General features: G+C 72.9%; 13 protein-coding genes. 8 read left to right on the top strand and 5 right to left on the bottom strand.

The features are described from left to right. Positions 1 to 3 precede the first annotated feature (3 nt). The 5 genes from VGN18_RS12295 to VGN18_RS12275 all read left to right on the top strand — a co-directional run bounded on the left by VGN18_RS12295 (position 4) and on the right by VGN18_RS12275 (position 5224). Entirely contained in the window at positions 4 to 1251 is a 1248-nt protein-coding gene (locus tag VGN18_RS12295) for a Rieske 2Fe-2S domain-containing protein (RefSeq protein ID WP_327539982.1), read from the top strand. Next, the gene (locus VGN18_RS12290; protein ID WP_327539981.1) at positions 1244 to 1480 is read left to right on the top strand and encodes a hypothetical protein; all 237 of its coding nucleotides are present in this window, start codon (positions 1244 to 1246) and stop codon (positions 1478 to 1480) included. The genes VGN18_RS12295 and VGN18_RS12290 overlap by 8 nt, the downstream gene beginning before the upstream one ends. Positions 1481 to 1497: 17 nt before the next feature. Beyond that, positions 1498 to 2475: a MaoC family dehydratase gene (locus tag VGN18_RS12285; protein ID WP_327539980.1), complete on the top strand. Its 978-nt coding sequence runs from the start codon at positions 1498 to 1500 to the stop codon at positions 2473 to 2475. 178 nt (positions 2476 to 2653) lie between these two features. Continuing rightward, the gene (locus tag VGN18_RS12280) at positions 2654 to 4003 is read left to right on the top strand and encodes a lytic murein transglycosylase (protein WP_327539979.1); all 1350 of its coding nucleotides are present in this window, start codon (positions 2654 to 2656) and stop codon (positions 4001 to 4003) included. A 246-nt stretch (positions 4004 to 4249) separates the two neighbouring features. Next, positions 4250 to 5224 carry an AraC family transcriptional regulator gene (locus tag VGN18_RS12275; protein ID WP_327539978.1) on the top strand — a complete coding sequence of 325 codons (975 nt, stop codon included), beginning with the start codon at positions 4250 to 4252 and terminating at the stop codon, positions 5222 to 5224. Between the two features lie 35 nt (positions 5225 to 5259). On the opposite strand, the gene VGN18_RS12270 is transcribed toward VGN18_RS12275, so the two are convergent. After that, a complete protein-coding gene (locus VGN18_RS12270) occupies positions 5260 to 6204 on the bottom strand; it encodes a hypothetical protein (protein ID WP_327539977.1) in 945 nt (314 codons plus the stop codon). Between the two features lie 262 nt (positions 6205 to 6466). On the opposite strand from VGN18_RS12270, the gene VGN18_RS12265 reads away from it, so the two are divergent. Genes VGN18_RS12265 through VGN18_RS12255 form a run of 3 tightly spaced genes read left to right on the top strand, consistent with a single transcriptional unit; the run spans position 6467 to position 9728 of the window. Further along, complete coding sequence (locus tag VGN18_RS12265; protein WP_327539976.1) at positions 6467 to 7681, top strand: iron-containing alcohol dehydrogenase; 1215 nt, start codon at positions 6467 to 6469, stop codon at positions 7679 to 7681. A gap of 2 nt (positions 7682 to 7683) precedes the next feature. Then, complete coding sequence (locus VGN18_RS12260) at positions 7684 to 9036, top strand: sensor histidine kinase (RefSeq protein ID WP_327539975.1); 1353 nt, start codon at positions 7684 to 7686, stop codon at positions 9034 to 9036. Between the two features lie 20 nt (positions 9037 to 9056). Further along, entirely contained in the window at positions 9057 to 9728 is a 672-nt protein-coding gene (locus tag VGN18_RS12255) for a MadR family response regulator transcription factor (RefSeq protein WP_327539974.1), read from the top strand. 63 nt (positions 9729 to 9791) lie between these two features. Here the strand turns inward: VGN18_RS12255 and mftM are convergent, their stop codons facing one another. The 4 genes from mftM to mdo form a co-directional block, all read right to left on the bottom strand. Next, a complete protein-coding gene (mftM, locus tag VGN18_RS12250; protein ID WP_327539973.1) occupies positions 9792 to 10634 on the bottom strand; it encodes a mycofactocin oligosaccharide methyltransferase MftM in 843 nt (280 codons plus the stop codon). Then, positions 10631 to 12163 carry a VWA domain-containing protein gene (locus tag VGN18_RS12245; RefSeq protein WP_327539972.1) on the bottom strand — a complete coding sequence of 511 codons (1533 nt, stop codon included), beginning with the start codon at positions 12161 to 12163 and terminating at the stop codon, positions 10631 to 10633. Before VGN18_RS12245 ends, mftM begins: the two co-directional genes overlap by 4 nt. Positions 12164 to 12169: 6 nt before the next feature. Then, entirely contained in the window at positions 12170 to 13372 is a 1203-nt protein-coding gene (locus VGN18_RS12240; protein WP_327539971.1) for a MoxR family ATPase, read from the bottom strand. Between the two features lie 96 nt (positions 13373 to 13468). Then, positions 13469 to 14761, bottom strand: a complete 1293-nt coding sequence (gene mdo / locus VGN18_RS12235; protein WP_327539970.1) for an NDMA-dependent methanol dehydrogenase — start codon at positions 14759 to 14761, stop codon at positions 13469 to 13471. Between the last annotated feature and the right edge of the window lie 62 nt (positions 14762 to 14823).

The raw sequence follows: 14823 nt of genomic DNA, 5'->3' as shown, positions 1-14823 counted from the left end.
CCCGTGCTGACCGCTGAGCAGAACGACGAACTGACCGACATCGCGCCGGGCACGCCGATGGGCGAGCTGCTGCGCCGCTACTGGTACCCCGTGGCGTTCACCCGCGAGCTCGCCGAGTTCCCGGTCAAGCACGCCCGGCTGCTCGGCGAGGACTGGGCGGTCTACCGGACGGCCTCGGGCCGTTACGGGATCATGCCCGAGGCGTGCCCGCACCGCCGGGCCTCGATGGCGTACGGCATCGTCGAGGAGAACGGGCTGCGCTGCCCGTACCACGGCTGGCTGTTCGGGCTCGACGGCGAATGCCTCGAGCAACCGGCCGAGCGGGACGAGACCAACTTCCGCGAGCGGGTGCGCGCCCAGGCCGGCAGCGCGCAGGAGCTGGGTGGGCTGGTGTGGGCCTACGTCGGCCCGCAGCCCGCGCCCGAGCTCCCGCGCTTCGACGTGTTCGTCATGGACGGCGTGCGCGACATCGGCTGGGCCGACCTGCCGTGCAACTTCGTCCAGATCATGGAGAACGCGGTCGACCCGCACCACGTCGAGTTCCTGCACGGCCGCTACTTCGAGTTCCTCGGCCGCCAGCAGGGCTTCGACGCCCCGGCCTCGTTCGGCAAGAAGCACGTGAAGGTCGGCTTCGACGCGTTCGAGTGGGGCATCATCAAGCGCCGCGTCGTGGAGGGCGCGACCGAGGAGGACGACGACTGGAAGGTCGGCCACCCGCTCGTGTTCCCGTACAACATGCGGGTGGGCGGCGCCAACGTCGAGCAGATGCAGATCCGGGTGCCGATCGACCGCACCACCACCCGGTTCATGCTCTACTCGACGCACGCTCCCGAGGGCATCGAGTACCCGGAGCAGCCGACGATCCCCGACTACAACATCCCCGTCTACACCGAGGACGGCCGGCACCGCACCGACTACGTCGAGGGCCAGGACATCATGGCCTGGGTGACGCAGGGGCCCATCACCGATCGCACGGTCGAGCATCTCGGGCGGTCGGACGTGGGGGTCACCATGCTGCGCCGGATGTTCAAGGCCGAGATGGCGAAGGTGGCGGCGGGGGAGGATCCGCTCGGCACCACCCGCGAGGCGCACGAGCGCATCGACCTGCCGTGCGAGAAGAACAAGTTCGACGCCGGCCCGGGCTTCGCCATCGACTTCATCGAGAAGGCGTCCATGCGGTTCAGCCCGCAGGCCGACGCGTTGAAGAAGCTGCACCAGCAGGCGTGGGAGAACCGCAAGGCTCGTGAGTAGCGCACCCGCGAATTGGTTCCCGGTCGACGCCGACCGGCACCGCCGCGATGCGCCGAGGTTCTGCCCGGCGTGTGCCGCGCCGCTGGCGCTGGCCGACGGCGGCCACGGGCTGGCCACCGAGTACTGGGTGGCCGACGACCGGGTGTTCGTCTGCTTCTGCGGGGCGTGCGGCTGGAGCGGCGACATCGTGCTGTCGAGCCGCGTGGTCGCGCACGAGCCGGAGCACTGAACCTCGATACTGAGCGCGTGATCGACGCGCGCGGGCCGTACTTCGAGGAACTCCGGGTGGGGCAGGTGTTCGACCGCGCCCCGGCCATCACGCTCAGCAGCGGGCTGGCCGCGGTGCACCAGAGCGTGACGGGTGACCGGCTGCGGCTGCCGCTGTCCGAACCGCTCGCCCGGGCGGTCACCGGTCGCGGGCCGCTGGCCCACCCCGCGCTCGTGTGGGACGTCGCGATCGGGCAGAGCAGCGTCGTCACGCACAACGTGCGGGCCAACCTGTTCTACCGCGGGCTGGTGCTGCACCGGCTGCCGTCGATCGGCGACACCCTGCAGACGGTCACGACGATCGACGCGCTCACGCGCAACCGGTCGCGCGACGACCGACCGGCGACCGGGCTCGCGCTGCTGCGCATCGTCACCCGCGACCAGGACGGCACCGTGGTGCTCGACTTCCACCGCTGCGCGATGATCCCGCTCGCCGATCCGCTCGCTGCGAGCACGATTCGCCGGCCCCTCGACACCGCCCCGGCCGACCTGCCAGATGACCGTCTGGCCGCGAGCGTCGCGGGCTGGACGGTGGACGGCCCGGGCGGCGACCTGCCGCCGGCCGGCAGCCGCATCCGGGTCCTCGGCGGCGACGTCGTGTCCGGCGCCCCCGAACTCGCCCGGCTGACCCTCAACATCGCCCGGGTTCATCACGATGCTGCCGCCGCCGGAGGTCGCCGGCTCGTCTTCGGCGGTCACACCATCGGCCTCGCGCTGCACCAGGCGACGCGGGCGCTGCCAGACCTGCTCACCGTGCTGGGCTGGCACTCGTGCGACCACCTCGCAGCGGTGCACGAGGGGGACCGCCTCACCAGCGAGCTGGAGATCGAGCGGGTGACGCCGGGTCCGACGGGCGGCCGGTTCGTCCGGCTGCGATCCCGGGTGCGAGCCGACGACCCGGAGACCGGGACCGGCACGGAGGTACTGGACTGGCGCTTCGTGGCTCTTCATCCCTGAACCCGGGTGAGTTCGCCGTTCGCCCGCTCTTCACCTGAGCGACCGATCGGCTGCCCAGTCGGGCAACCCCCTGATTCGAGCATGGACGAGTGGGGCGCAGTGGATCTAAGGTGACCGGGTCCGCGCCCGGGCGACACCGGCCCGGGTCGGGCGCACGAGGGGCAGCGGGGGCCAGACCATGACGCGAGCGAAGCCGGCGAGAAGCCGTCCGCGACACGCGAGCCCGTCGCTGCTCGCCCCCAGGCGCCGCCTGCTCGCCGCCGGCACGCTCGCCCTTCTCGCCGGCCTGGGCATCGCCGGGTGTGCCGCCGTGGCCGGTTCCCGCCCGGCGTCCTCCCGGCCTCAGGCCGGTGGCCCGTCCATCCCGCACCTCGTCCTCGACCGCGCCGTCGCCGCGAACCCCGTCGCGTTCCGCGCGGCGGACATCGGCGCGGGGATCACCGGCACCTGGTTCACGACCGGCGCCCCCCCGGCCGGCACCCCGACGACGCCCGGCCCGACCGCCGCCGCGGCGCTCGACACGACGACGCCCTCGGCCCTGGCCGACAGCGGCATCCCCGTCACCGCCCTCACCGCCTACAAGCAGGCCGCGGTCCGCGAGGCCGCGCGGCGTCCCGCCTGCGGGCTGGTCTGGCCGCTGCTCGCCGGCATCGGCCGGGTCGAGTCCGACCACGGCCGCTTCGCCGGCGCCCTGCTGCACACCGACGGCTACTCGACGCCGCGCATCGTCGGCATCCCGCTCAACGGTCACGGCACCGCGCTGATCCTCGACACCGACCACGGCCGCCTCGACGGCGACACCGTGTACGACCGGGCGGTCGGGCCGATGCAGTTCATCCCCTCGACCTGGGCCGGGTGGGGCGTCGACGCCAACCACGACGGCCGCGCCGACCCCAACAACATCTTCGACGCGGCGGCGGCCGCCGCCGACTACCTCTGCGCCGCCGGGCGCGACCTGCACACCTACGCCGGCCAGGTGCAGGCCGTGCGCAGCTACAACGATTCCGACGCCTACATCGCCCTCGTGCTGGGGTTGGAGAAGGACTACGCGAGCGGGGCCGTGGGCGTGACCATCCCGGTGCTGCCGACCGACCCGAAGCCGGGCACGGTGCACCCGCCGCACCCGCCGGTGCTGCCTCCGGTCGACCCGGGCAAGCCGCGCGGTCTGCCGAAGCCCAAGCCGAAGCCGACGCCCAGCCCGACGACCTCGGCGCCGGGTTCCCCGAGCAACAGCGGCCCGAGCACGCCGTCCGTGCCGCCGTCGGGCTCGTCGTCGGACCCCGGCAGCGGAACGGGTAACGGGACCCCGCCGACCGACGGGTCCACCGGGTCGGCGTCCTCGGGCCCGCCGACCTCGGATCCGCCGACCGCGACCCCGCCGCCGACCGATCCGGCCCCGACCGACACGTCCTCGACGACGACGATCACGTCGGCGGCCCCGACCACCCCGGGCGCGGCGAGCGACCCGACGGCCGCCGGCGCTGTGTCGCCCGCCGACCCGACCTCGGCCGGCAGCCCCAGCGCCTGATCGGCGACCCGTCCGGCCGCCGCCGATTTCGTCCGCTTCGCGAAACGTGTCCCGATGACGTCCTGAGGTGATCATCCGGATTGTCGGAAAACGTCGCGGCTCCGACCTCACACCGTCTTGCGGAAGCCTGAGAGCGTCCCTACCGTTTCTGTCACCTCATGCGCGGGTATCCCGCATCACCCGGTGAACACGTGACGGTGGAGCGGAGGATCGACTCAGCAGTCGAGCAGAGCCATGGCAGAGAGCGTGCACCGATTCGATCTACCGCCGCCGGGTGCGGTGGCGTGGCTCGACGTCTCGGCCGACAACCCGGACACCTGGAGCGGACGGGTGCGGACCGGCCCGCTCGGGCTGCAGATCTCGCCGCTGCGGCACGGTCACGTGCCGTACTTCTTCAAGGGCGCTCGGTTGCGCGGCACCCGCTGCACGTGGTCGGCGTCGACGGTGAGCGGGGCCGAGCTGTACCGCGGTCCGCGCACGCCGGTGCCGACGCCGTTCGAGGGCGGGGTCCACCTGCTGGCCCGGCTCGAGAGCAGCGGGTCGGTCTTCGACGCGACGGGTGCCGCCAGCGGGTTCCTCCGCGTGCTCGACCCGGCCGACGAGATCACCGAGCAGTTCACCGGCAACACGCACATGTACACGCTGAACATCCCGCTCGCGGTCATCGGTCTCGAACTCGGCGCGATCCGGGCCATGCGCGACCAGGCCTTCGACCTGACCCCGCTGCAGATCCAGCTGCTCCGCTCGGCGGTCGGTCTGCTCACGGTCGCCGGGGACGAGCTGAGCACGGCGTCGAGTCTTGTCGGCGTCGACCGCTACCTCGCCTCGCTGGCCGCGCTCGTGCTGCGCACCGCGGTGCAGCGCCCGACGCCGGACCTCGCCCACGTCGAGCAGGTGCGCCTGCGCACGGACGCGATCATCTACGAGCAGGCGGCCGACCCGAGCCTGACCCCGGCAACGATCGCGACCCAGCTCAACATCTCGCTGCGCCAGCTCTACCGCGCCTTCAACGGCACCGAGAGCCCGGCCGCCCGCATCCGCCGGCGCCGCCTCGAGCGGGCGGCCGAGATCCTGGCCGCGCGGGGCGGCCACGGGCACGTCGAGCGAGTCGCGCTGGAGTGCGGCTTCGCCTCGGCCGAGTACTTCTCCCGGGCATTCCGCCGCGAGTTCGGACTGAGCCCGCGGGCGTACCGCTCGGCCCATCGGGACGCCGGCCGCTGAACGACCACGCGGGCGGGGCGAGGATCGATGAGGCCCTAACGCTGCGAACTCCGTTCGGCCCGGTCCAGGGCCGAACGCGCCTCGCGCCGCCGGGCCTTCGCGGCGCGGTGCTCGCGGCGCAACCCGTCCAGCTCGCGCTTGAGATCGTCGAGGGACCGCTGCCGCTCGGCGATCTCGTCGGTCAGCGCGCGGACCTGCCGGCTCGCCGAGTCCTCGGCCTCGGCCGCGGCGTCGAGGGCCTCGTCGGCGGTGTGGAAGGCAGCGCGGGCCTTCTCGACCGCCCGGGCCCGGCGCCGCTGCTCGGCCGACCCGCTGTCCGTCTCACGCTTCGGCGGCGGTTCCGCCTCCGGCGGGGACGGCGCGGGGGTGCGCGGCCCCAACCTCCCCGACGAGCCGGCCCGACCCGAGGAGCGCCGCGAGGTGTCGCGCCCGCCCCGGACGACGGTGAGCTCGGGCGGGCCCGCCACCGCCGCGAAACCGAAGCCGGACCACCGCTCGGGCCGTACCAACCGGCCGAGCCGTCCGGCGACCGCGGGGTCGGCGACGGCGGCGTCGAGGGTGGCCACGACCTCGTCGTGCAGGGCGGTCGACGGGGAATCCTGGCCGACGACGGTGAAGGCGGTGCGGGCGAGGCTGCCGACGAGCGCGCGCCGCTCCATCGACAGGTCGCGCAGCAGCGTGGCGTCGAGGTCGTCCTGGGCGGCGCGCAGCCGCTCGCCGAGCTCGGTCAGCTGCTCGACCCGCTCCGGGGCGTCGTGGATCAGCCGGTTCACCACCGAGGCGGCGACGGTCGGCTTGCGCAGGCCGCCGATGCGCTTGGCCGCGGCGGCGTCGCCGTCCTGGCGGGCCCGGGCGGCGAGGTCGGCCCGCAGGGCCATGAAGTCGTCGGGTGCGGCGGCGTAGAGGGTGTCGGCGGCCGCGTCGACCGCGGCAGCGGTCCGGTCGTCGCGGTCCGTGCTCCCGTCCGTCCCGTCGGCCACGTCCTCATCATGGTCGACACCGCCTCGGGGTGCACGGAAGCGACGGATGCAGCGTTCGTGCAACGTCGCCCGACGTAGCGTCCCCGCCGATCGGCCAGGGCCGGAACCGGAGGAGGTGGATCCGCCCGTCGGCCGACCGACACCGAGCTCGCCCTGTGCGTCGGCGAGGCGAGCGACGGAAGGGTCCTTCGTTCATTGACCTACCCGAATCGATCAGAGACGCTGATCGCCCGGGCCGCTGATCTCTAGCCGGGAGGCATCGATGCCACCGCTCGCCGCTCTCGAACGCCGGTCCGGGCACGTCCACGAGGCCGCCGGCGGCCCGCAAGGCGCGCCCACCGGCGTGATCAAGTTCCAGGCTCCCGAGGTGGTGTTCGGGGCCGGGTCGCTGCGAGAGGCCGGATTCGCCGCCCGCCGGCTCGGCGCCCGCCGCCCCTTCGTCGTGACCGACGCCGGATTGATCGAGGCCGGCTGGGTGACCCAGCTCGTCGACCATTTGTCCGGTGCCGGGCTCAGCGCCACCGTGTGGTCCGGGGTCACGCCGAACCCGAAGGACCACGAGGTCACCCAGGGCTACGAGCGCTACCGCGAATCCGGCTGCGACGTCCTCATCGCCATCGGGGGCGGCTCGTGCATCGACGCGGCCAAGGGCATCGCGATCCTCACCGGCAACGGCGGCTCGATCCTCGACTACGCGGGCGTCGACCGCGTCACCCGCGCCATCCCGCCGCTGCTGATGATCCCGACGACGGCCGGCACCGGTGCCGACGTCTCGCAGTTCTGCATCATCACCGACACGGTGAACGCGGTGAAGGTGACGATCATGGGCCGGGCCCTCGTGCCGGACATCTCGCTCACCGACCCGGACCTGCTCACCACGATGCCCGACGACCTCGCCGCCGCCACCGGGCTCGACGCGCTGACGCACGGTATCGAGGCCTTCGTCTCGCGCGCCCACAACCCGCTCACCGACGGCCACGCGCTGAGCGCGGTGCGGCTGGTCTTCGGCAACCTGGCCGAGATGATCGACCGGCCCGAGGTCGCGGCCCACCGCGAGAACATGGCCCAGGCCAGCCTCGAGGCCGGCCTGGCGTTCAGCAACGCGATCCTCGGCGCCACCCACGCGATGAGCCACCAGGTCGGCGGCCTGCTCGACCTCCCGCACGGCGTGGTCAACGGCGTCCTGCTGCCGCACGTCATCCGGTTCAACGCCGCTGTCGCCGGCGACCGGTTCGTCCCGCTCGCCGCGATGGCGGGGCTGCACGGCGGCTCCGACGAGGTCGGCGACGTCCTCGCCGACGAGGTGCGCTCGGTCGCCGATCGCCTGGGCGTGCCGAAGGGGCTGTCCCAACTCGGGGTCACCGAGGCCGACATCCCGACGCTCGCCGCCAATGCCATGGTCGACGCCTGCCTGTCGACGAACCCCCGTCCGGTCGAGGTCGACGACCTGGCCGCACTGTTCCGCGCCGCCCTCTGACCGTGGCCCAGCCCGAGCCGATCGACGACAGCAGCCTGAGCACGCTCACCGGCGTCCGCTCGGGCAAGAAGTCCTACTACGTCGAACTCCGGCGCACCGAGGAGCGGATGACCTCAGCCGTCCGCGCCCTCGAGGGCATCTCGTCCGCGCTCGTGCGCACGCGGGACGACCCGCGCGAGCTGCTGCACGGCGTGCTGCGGGCCGCCGCCGGTCACCTGCGGGCCGACTGGACGATGATGGCCCTGCGCGACGTCGCGCTGCCCGGTCTGGGCACCCGCTTCCTCGCGGCCGGGATCACCGGCGCGCTCATCGACAGCGAGCGGGCGCTGCCGGGCGGCCTGCGCGACCAGCTGTTCCAGGTCCGCACCGACCACGACCCGTCGACCACCGTCACCGACGAGTGGGTGCGGGTGCCGATGACCCTCGACGGCGAGGTGCTGGGCCGCCTCGTCGTCTCGCGGCCGCCCGGCGACGCCCTCGACACCGAGGACCTGTGGGTGCTGCGCATCCTGGCCAACCAGGCGGCGATGTCGATCCACACCGCCACGCTCTACACGACCGCGACCGACCTGCGGGCCCGGGCGCAGCGACTCTACGACGAGATCCGGCGCAGCTCGGAGGACCTGCAGACCCGCACGGCCGAGCTCGAACGGGCCGAGGGGCGCCTCGAGGTGCTGCACCAGCGGGAGCTGCTCGACGCCGAGCGGCACCGCATCGCCCTGGAACTGCACGACAGCGTCGCCCAGTACGTGCTGTCGGCCGGGCTCGCCGTCGACGTCTGCCGCTCCGAGGCGGTCGAGCAGGAGGGGACGCGCGGACCGAACGTTGCGCGCCTCGTGCACGCCCGCGACCTCGTGGCCAAGGCCGGCGACCAGGTGCGCTCGGTGATCTACGCGCTGCACCACGAGCCCGGCGGCGACGAGGTCGCCAGCCTGCCCGACCTGCTGCACGGGCTCGCCGCCCAGCACCAGCCGACGCTGGCCGTCGCGGTGCGGATCGAGGGGCTCGCCACCCCGCTGGGGGCGAAGATCGAGCACGCGCTCGCCCGCGTCGCCGGCGAGGCGCTGTTCAACGTCTCGATCCACGCCCGGGCCACCCGGGCCGCGGTGCGGCTGCGCTACTCCGACGCCGGGGCCCAGCTCTCGGTCAGCGACGACGGCAGCGGCGACCCGCGGGAGCTTCGCCGCCGCCTGCGCCTGGCCGGCGGCGGCGGGCCCGACGGCCGGCACCAGGGCCTGCTCAACATGGCCAGCCGGGCCGAGGATCTCGGCGGCACCTTCGCGATCCGGCGCGCGCGGCTCGGCGGCGTCCTGATCGACGTCACCGTCCCCGGCCCGCCCCCGACCGGCTCGTGAGTCCGAACAAGGAGAACCGCATGAGCGCCAGCGCCGCGCCCCGGCCGAGGTCCGACACCATCGACATCGTCCTCGTCGACGATCACGCGGTCGTGCGGCAAGGACTGCGCTCGGTGCTGGAGCGCGAGCCCGACGTCCGGGTCGTCGGCGAGGCCGGCAGCCCGGCCGCGGCCATGGAGGTCGTCGCGGCCACCCGGCCCTCGCTCGTGCTGCTCGACCTCAAGCTCTCCGGGGCGCCCGGGCTGGCCGGGCTCGACCTGTGCGAGGCGCTCGTCAACGCCCACCCCGGCCTGGCCGTGCTCGTCCTCACCACCACCCTCGACGACAGCATCGTGGTGGCCGCCCTGCGCCGCGGCGCCCGCGGCTACGTGGTCAAGGAGGTCGACACGTCCGAGCTCGTCCGGGCCATCCGCACGGTGCACTCGGGGCAGAACGCCTTCGACCCGAAGAGCGCGTCGGCGATGGTGCGCGGGCTCAGCGCGCCGTCGGCGGCCGGCGCCCACTCGCTGACCGCTCGCGAGATGGAGGTGCTGCGCCTGCTCGCGCGCGGCATGTCGAACGGCGAGATCGGCAAGGCGCTGTTCATCAGTCAGACGACGGCGAAGTTCCACGTCGCCAACATCATGCGCAAGCTGGACGTCGGGCACCGGGCCGAGGCGGTGTACGTCGCCAGCAAGATGGGCGCCCTCTAGGTGGAGAACGCCCAGCTCCCGGGCTGGTTGAGGATCGCTGACCCGGGACGGTCGCCCGGACGGCTACCGGTGGTGCCGGACAGGCCGGTCGAGGACGAGCCAGCCCCCGTGGTGCCGGTGGATGTCGAACGACCAGCCCGACGCGTGACCGAGCTGGTACAGGTGGTGGGCGTCGATGCGCCGGACGTGACCGAACAGGGCGGTCGGCCGTTCCTCGAACGGGACGGCGACGACGACCCGCGACCGCGCGAGCCGGCGCGCCTCGGTCAGCACCTCGGCCCCGGTCGCGTCGTCGACGTGTTCGAGCACGTGCAGCACGGCGACGGCGTCGACGCACCCGTCGGGCAGGGGGAGCGCGGCCCCGTCGGCCCGGACGACCTCGACGGGGCGGCGCAGGCGGCGGGCCATCGAGCGCACCAGCGTCGTCGTGCCGGCGTCGATCTCGGCCGCGGTCACGCGGTCGCCCCGCGCGGCCAGGTGCAACGCGAGGAAGCCGAAGCTGCAGCCGAGGTCGAGCACCTCGCCGCGGGGCAGCAGTTCGAGCGCCCGCCGGTAGATCGCGCTGTAGCCCGGCTCGGCGTGCCGGATGCGGGCCAGGGTGTTGCGGTAGAAGAGCTCCCACGCCCGCTCGGCCTGCGGCGCGGAGGTCAGCACGACGCCGGTGAACGCCCGGGCGAAGACGTCGTGGTCGTCGGTGAGCGGCGCGAGTGCGGCGGCCAGCGCGGCGCCGAGCTCGTCGTCCAGCTCGGCCGGCCGCAGGTGGTGCCGGACCAGGATGCGACCGTCTCCCGTCGCCGCGGCCGTGACCCCGAGCGGCCGGCCCGGCTCGACTATCAGCCGCTCGTCGGCGTAACGCCCGGCCGGGCACGAGCGCAGCGGGTCGATCGGCGCGACGGTCGTGCTCACGCGCTCGTCCGCGCCAGCGCGAGTCCGGAGAGCCGGTCCAGGCCCGCGAGGTCGCGGACCACGTGCACGCGGTCGCAGTAACCCGCGTAGGCCGGCAGGTCGCACGAGCCGAGCGCCCACGAGTAGCGCGGCTCGGGGGTCAGCCAGATCAGCTCGCGGGCGCGGCGCGAGATCTCGGCGATCGCCCCGAAGTTCGGGTCCTTGCCGTTGCCGCGCCCGTCGCCCAGCACGATCACGGTGGTGCGCCGGGTGATCGCGCCGCCGTGGTCGTCGAGGAACTGGCCGAGGGCCTCGCCGTAGTCGGAGTCGGCGTCGACGTCGAGCACGCCCCCGGCGGGGAGGCCGGCCATGACCAGGCCCAGCGCGTTCTCCAGCGGATGCTCGTCGAACAGGTCGGTGATCTCGACGAGGTCGGAGACGAACGCGAACGAGCGGACGGTCGAGGCCATGCTCTGCAGGCCGTGGACGAGCTGCAGGGTGAACCGGGCGGCGGTGCGCACCGACAGCGAGACGTCGACGAGGAGCAGCAGCCGCGGCCGGTCGGCCACCCGGGCCACCGTGATCGGCTTGAACGGCACGCCGTCGTAGCGCATGTTGTGCCGCATCGTCCGCGCGCCGTCGACCGCACCCTTGGCGGCCACGCGACGCCGCGGTCGGGGCGCGCCGTGCAGGCTGCGCAGCAACCGGCGCACCGCCTCCTCCAGATCGGCGCGCTCCCGCTCGTCGATGCGCTCGCCGGGCGGGGCGGCGACGTCGGGGGACTCGACGTCGAGCCCGCCGGCCATGAGCCGTTCCAGGTGCTTGCGCAGGGCGTCGGGCAATCGCTCCAGCAGCCCCGCGAGGCGGCCGCGCAGGGCGGCGAGCTCGTCCGGTTGCGGGTCGCCCTCGTCGTCGCCCTCGGTCTCCTCGAGCCACGAGAGCAGCGCCATCTCCTGCGCGACCGACAGCTCGGCGTCGAGCCGCAGGCCCTCGCTCGTCGCGATCTCGCCGGGGCGCCCCGGGTTGTGCAGGCGCGAGGTGGTGAGCTGCACCCGGGTCGCGTCGGACGGGTCGGTGGCGGCCTGGTCCGAGAGCACGATCTCGTCGGTCATCGAGGCCAGGTCGAGGCGGTTGGCCTCCTGGTGCAGGTTGTACTGCTGGGCCATATCCTCGTCGTCGAAGAACTCCTTGATGTCCACCGGCTGGCCGTGCGAGTGGCCGCCGGTCGGCGCCTCGCCGGTGTCCTCGGACAGGCTGAACCGCTCGAGCCGGCCCTCGTCGGAGAGGTCGTCGTGCGCGTGGCCGTGGCCATCCTCGTCGTCCTCGAGCACGCGGCGCAGCCGGAAGAACAGGTCGAAGATGCGGTCGAAGGTCGGCTCGTCGCGGCGGTCCTTGACCAGGCTCACCCGCAGGGCGTGCCGGGTCAGCTCCCGGTCGGCGGCGATGCCGGGCAGGGCGAGGGCCTGCATCGCGTCGACGGCCTCGGACACCCCTACCCGCACGCCGGAGAGCCGCAACAGCCGCACGAAGCGATGGACCGACTCCTCCACGGCGACCTACACCGGCCGGCGGCGGGCGCCGCGGGTGTGGAACGACCGCTCGCCCTGCCCGCGGCCCACGTCGAGCGAGCGGGTCGGTGGCGCGATGCCGTAGTTCGGCGCGGTGTGGCGGCCCGGCTCGTCCTTGGCCGCGCGGCGCTCCTGGCCCGCGGGGTCGCGGACGGGCTCGGGGTCATGGTCGTCGTGGCGGTGCGGGTGATCCTCGTGGCCGTGGGAGTGACCGGACCCGGGACCGTGCTGGTGACCACGGTCGCGGCTCGTCGGCACGACGGCGTTCGGGTCGACGAGCTTGGGCAGCACCTCGAGCGTGCGGCGCAGGTCCCGGTCGTACTTCACGACCACGTTGGCGGTCTGGGCGAGGATCTCGGCGGTGAGCTCCTTCGCGCCGAGGACGGCCAGGGTGCGCGCCCAGTCGATCGTCTCGGAGATGCTGGGCGCCTTGCGCAGATCGAGGTCGCGCAGGCCACGGACGACGTCGACGAGGGTGCGGGCCAGCGCCTCGGGCAGGCCGGTGTCCTTCGACCGGATGATCTCGAGCTCGCGCTCGGCGTCGGGGTAGTCGAGCGAGAGATGCAGGCAGCGGCGCTTGAGCGCGGCGGACAGGTCGCGGGTGTTGTTCGAGGTCAGCACCACGTAGGGCAGGTGCTCGGCCGCGTAGGTGCCGAGCTCGGGCACCGACACCTGGTACTCGGCGAGCAGTTCGAGCAGCACCGCCTCGAGCGCCTCGTCGGCGCGGTCGACCTCGTCGATCAGCAGCACGACCGGCACGTCGGAGCGGACGGCCTCGAGCAGCGGGCGGGGGGCGAGGAAGCGCTCGGAGAAGAACACGCTGTCCTCGTGCGCGATGCGCTCGACCGATTCGTGGATCGTCGTGGCGTCTCCCACGATCTGCCCGATCTTCTCGCGCAGCAGCTGGGTGTAGAGCAGCTGCTTGCCGTAGTCCCACTCGTAGAGAGCAGTGCTCTCGTCCTGACCCTCGTAGCACTGGAGGCGGAGCAGCGGGCGGCCGGTGACCTCGGCGAGGGACTTCGCGAGCTGGGTCTTGCCGACCCCGGCCGGCCCCTCGAGCAGGATCGGCTTGTCGAGCCGGGACTGCAGGAACACAGTGGTCGCCAGCCGGTCGTCGGCCAGGTAGCCGTGCTGGGCGAAGCGGGCGACCACATCGTCGACCGAGTCGAATGTCGCGGCGTCGAGGCTCACGCAGGATCCTTCCGGTGGCGATCGGCCCGGCCCCGCCGCGACGACGGCGGGACGCGTCGCCGCAGCGGACGGGATGGTGCTGGGGGTTGGCGCCGGTCAGCTCAACAGGTCGTCGAGATCACCGTTCATGCAGTGGTCGACCACCGGGCGCACCGTCTCGAAGGTGCACTCCTTGGCATTGCCCGGCGTGCACGCGTCACCGAGCACGTGGTTGGTGATGCGGTCGACGTCGGCCTTGTCGCCGGTGATCGTCTTCGCCTTCTCGTAGAACTTGGTCGGGCCCCGGCCCAGCCGGTTCTTCGAGTAGCTGTCGGCGGTCACGTCGACGAAGCGTTCCGGGATGCCGACGTCACGCAGCAGCCGGATCGCCGCGGCGAGGGCGGCGTCGGCGGCCTGTGGCTTGGTCATGCCATGGGTGTCGATGCCCATGACCTCGGCGATGTCGGCGAAGCGGTGGTAGACCGCCCGCATGTTGAACGCCCACACGCGGGGCAGCGCGATCGCGTTGTTCAAGCCGTGGTGCGTGTCGTAGAACGCGCTGATCGCGTGCGAGATCGAGTGGATGATGCCGAGGCCGCCGGAGTTGAAGGCCTGGGCCGCGATGTACTGGGCGTACATCATGCCCTCCCGACCCTCGAGGTCCTGCCCGTTCCAGACCGCCGCGCGCAGGTGCTGCGCGGTGAGCCGGATCGCGTGCAGCGCGTTGCCGAGCGACGGCTGGAAGTTCAGCCGCGACACGTACGGCTCGCTCGCGTGGGCGAGCACGTCGAAGCCGCACTGCGCCGTGTAGTCGATCGGGCAGTCGAAGTAGAGCACGGGGTCGTCGATCGCCAGGCTCGTCACGCAGGCGTCGTCGAAGGCGACGTACTTGTGCGGGTTGTCGGGGTCGGTCGTGGTGTCGGTGATGACGTACGCCCACGACGTCTCCGAGCCGGTGCCGGCCGTCGTCGAGACCGCGATGTGCGGCGGGTTCTTCGGGTTCTCGGACATGTTGAAGCCCTCGAACTCGTTCACGTTGCGGCCGTCGTGCGCGACCGAGACGCGGGCGCCCTTGCAGGCGTCGTGCGAGGAGCCGCCGCCGATGGAGACGAAGGAATCGCACTTGTTGTCCTGGTACAGCGCCACGGCGTCCATGACGTTGTAGTCCTTGGGGTTGGACTCGACCTTGTCGTACACGACCACCTCGAGCCCGTGGTACTTCATCGACTCGACGATCTTGTGGACGATGTCCGTGCCGCGCAGGCCGGACGTCATCACCAGGGTCTTCCTGAAGCCCAGCTTCAGGGCCTCGGGGCCGATCATCTCGTGGGCTCCCGGACCGAGCATCGCCCGCGGGAACGGGTGGAACTCCTTGATCGGGTATGGCTTGAGCAGTTCGTCGACCTGCATGCGGACCTCGCTCGGGTGGCTGGTGGCGGCGCTGACGTCGGGGACGTTATGGCGGCCACCAC

It is taken from the genome of Jatrophihabitans sp. (assembly GCF_036000465.1).
Taxonomy (GTDB): Bacteria; Actinomycetota; Actinomycetes; order Mycobacteriales; family Jatrophihabitantaceae; genus Jatrophihabitans.
The sequence above is the reverse complement of the archived record's forward strand: the minus strand, read 5'-3'. Positions and strand labels throughout refer to the sequence as shown.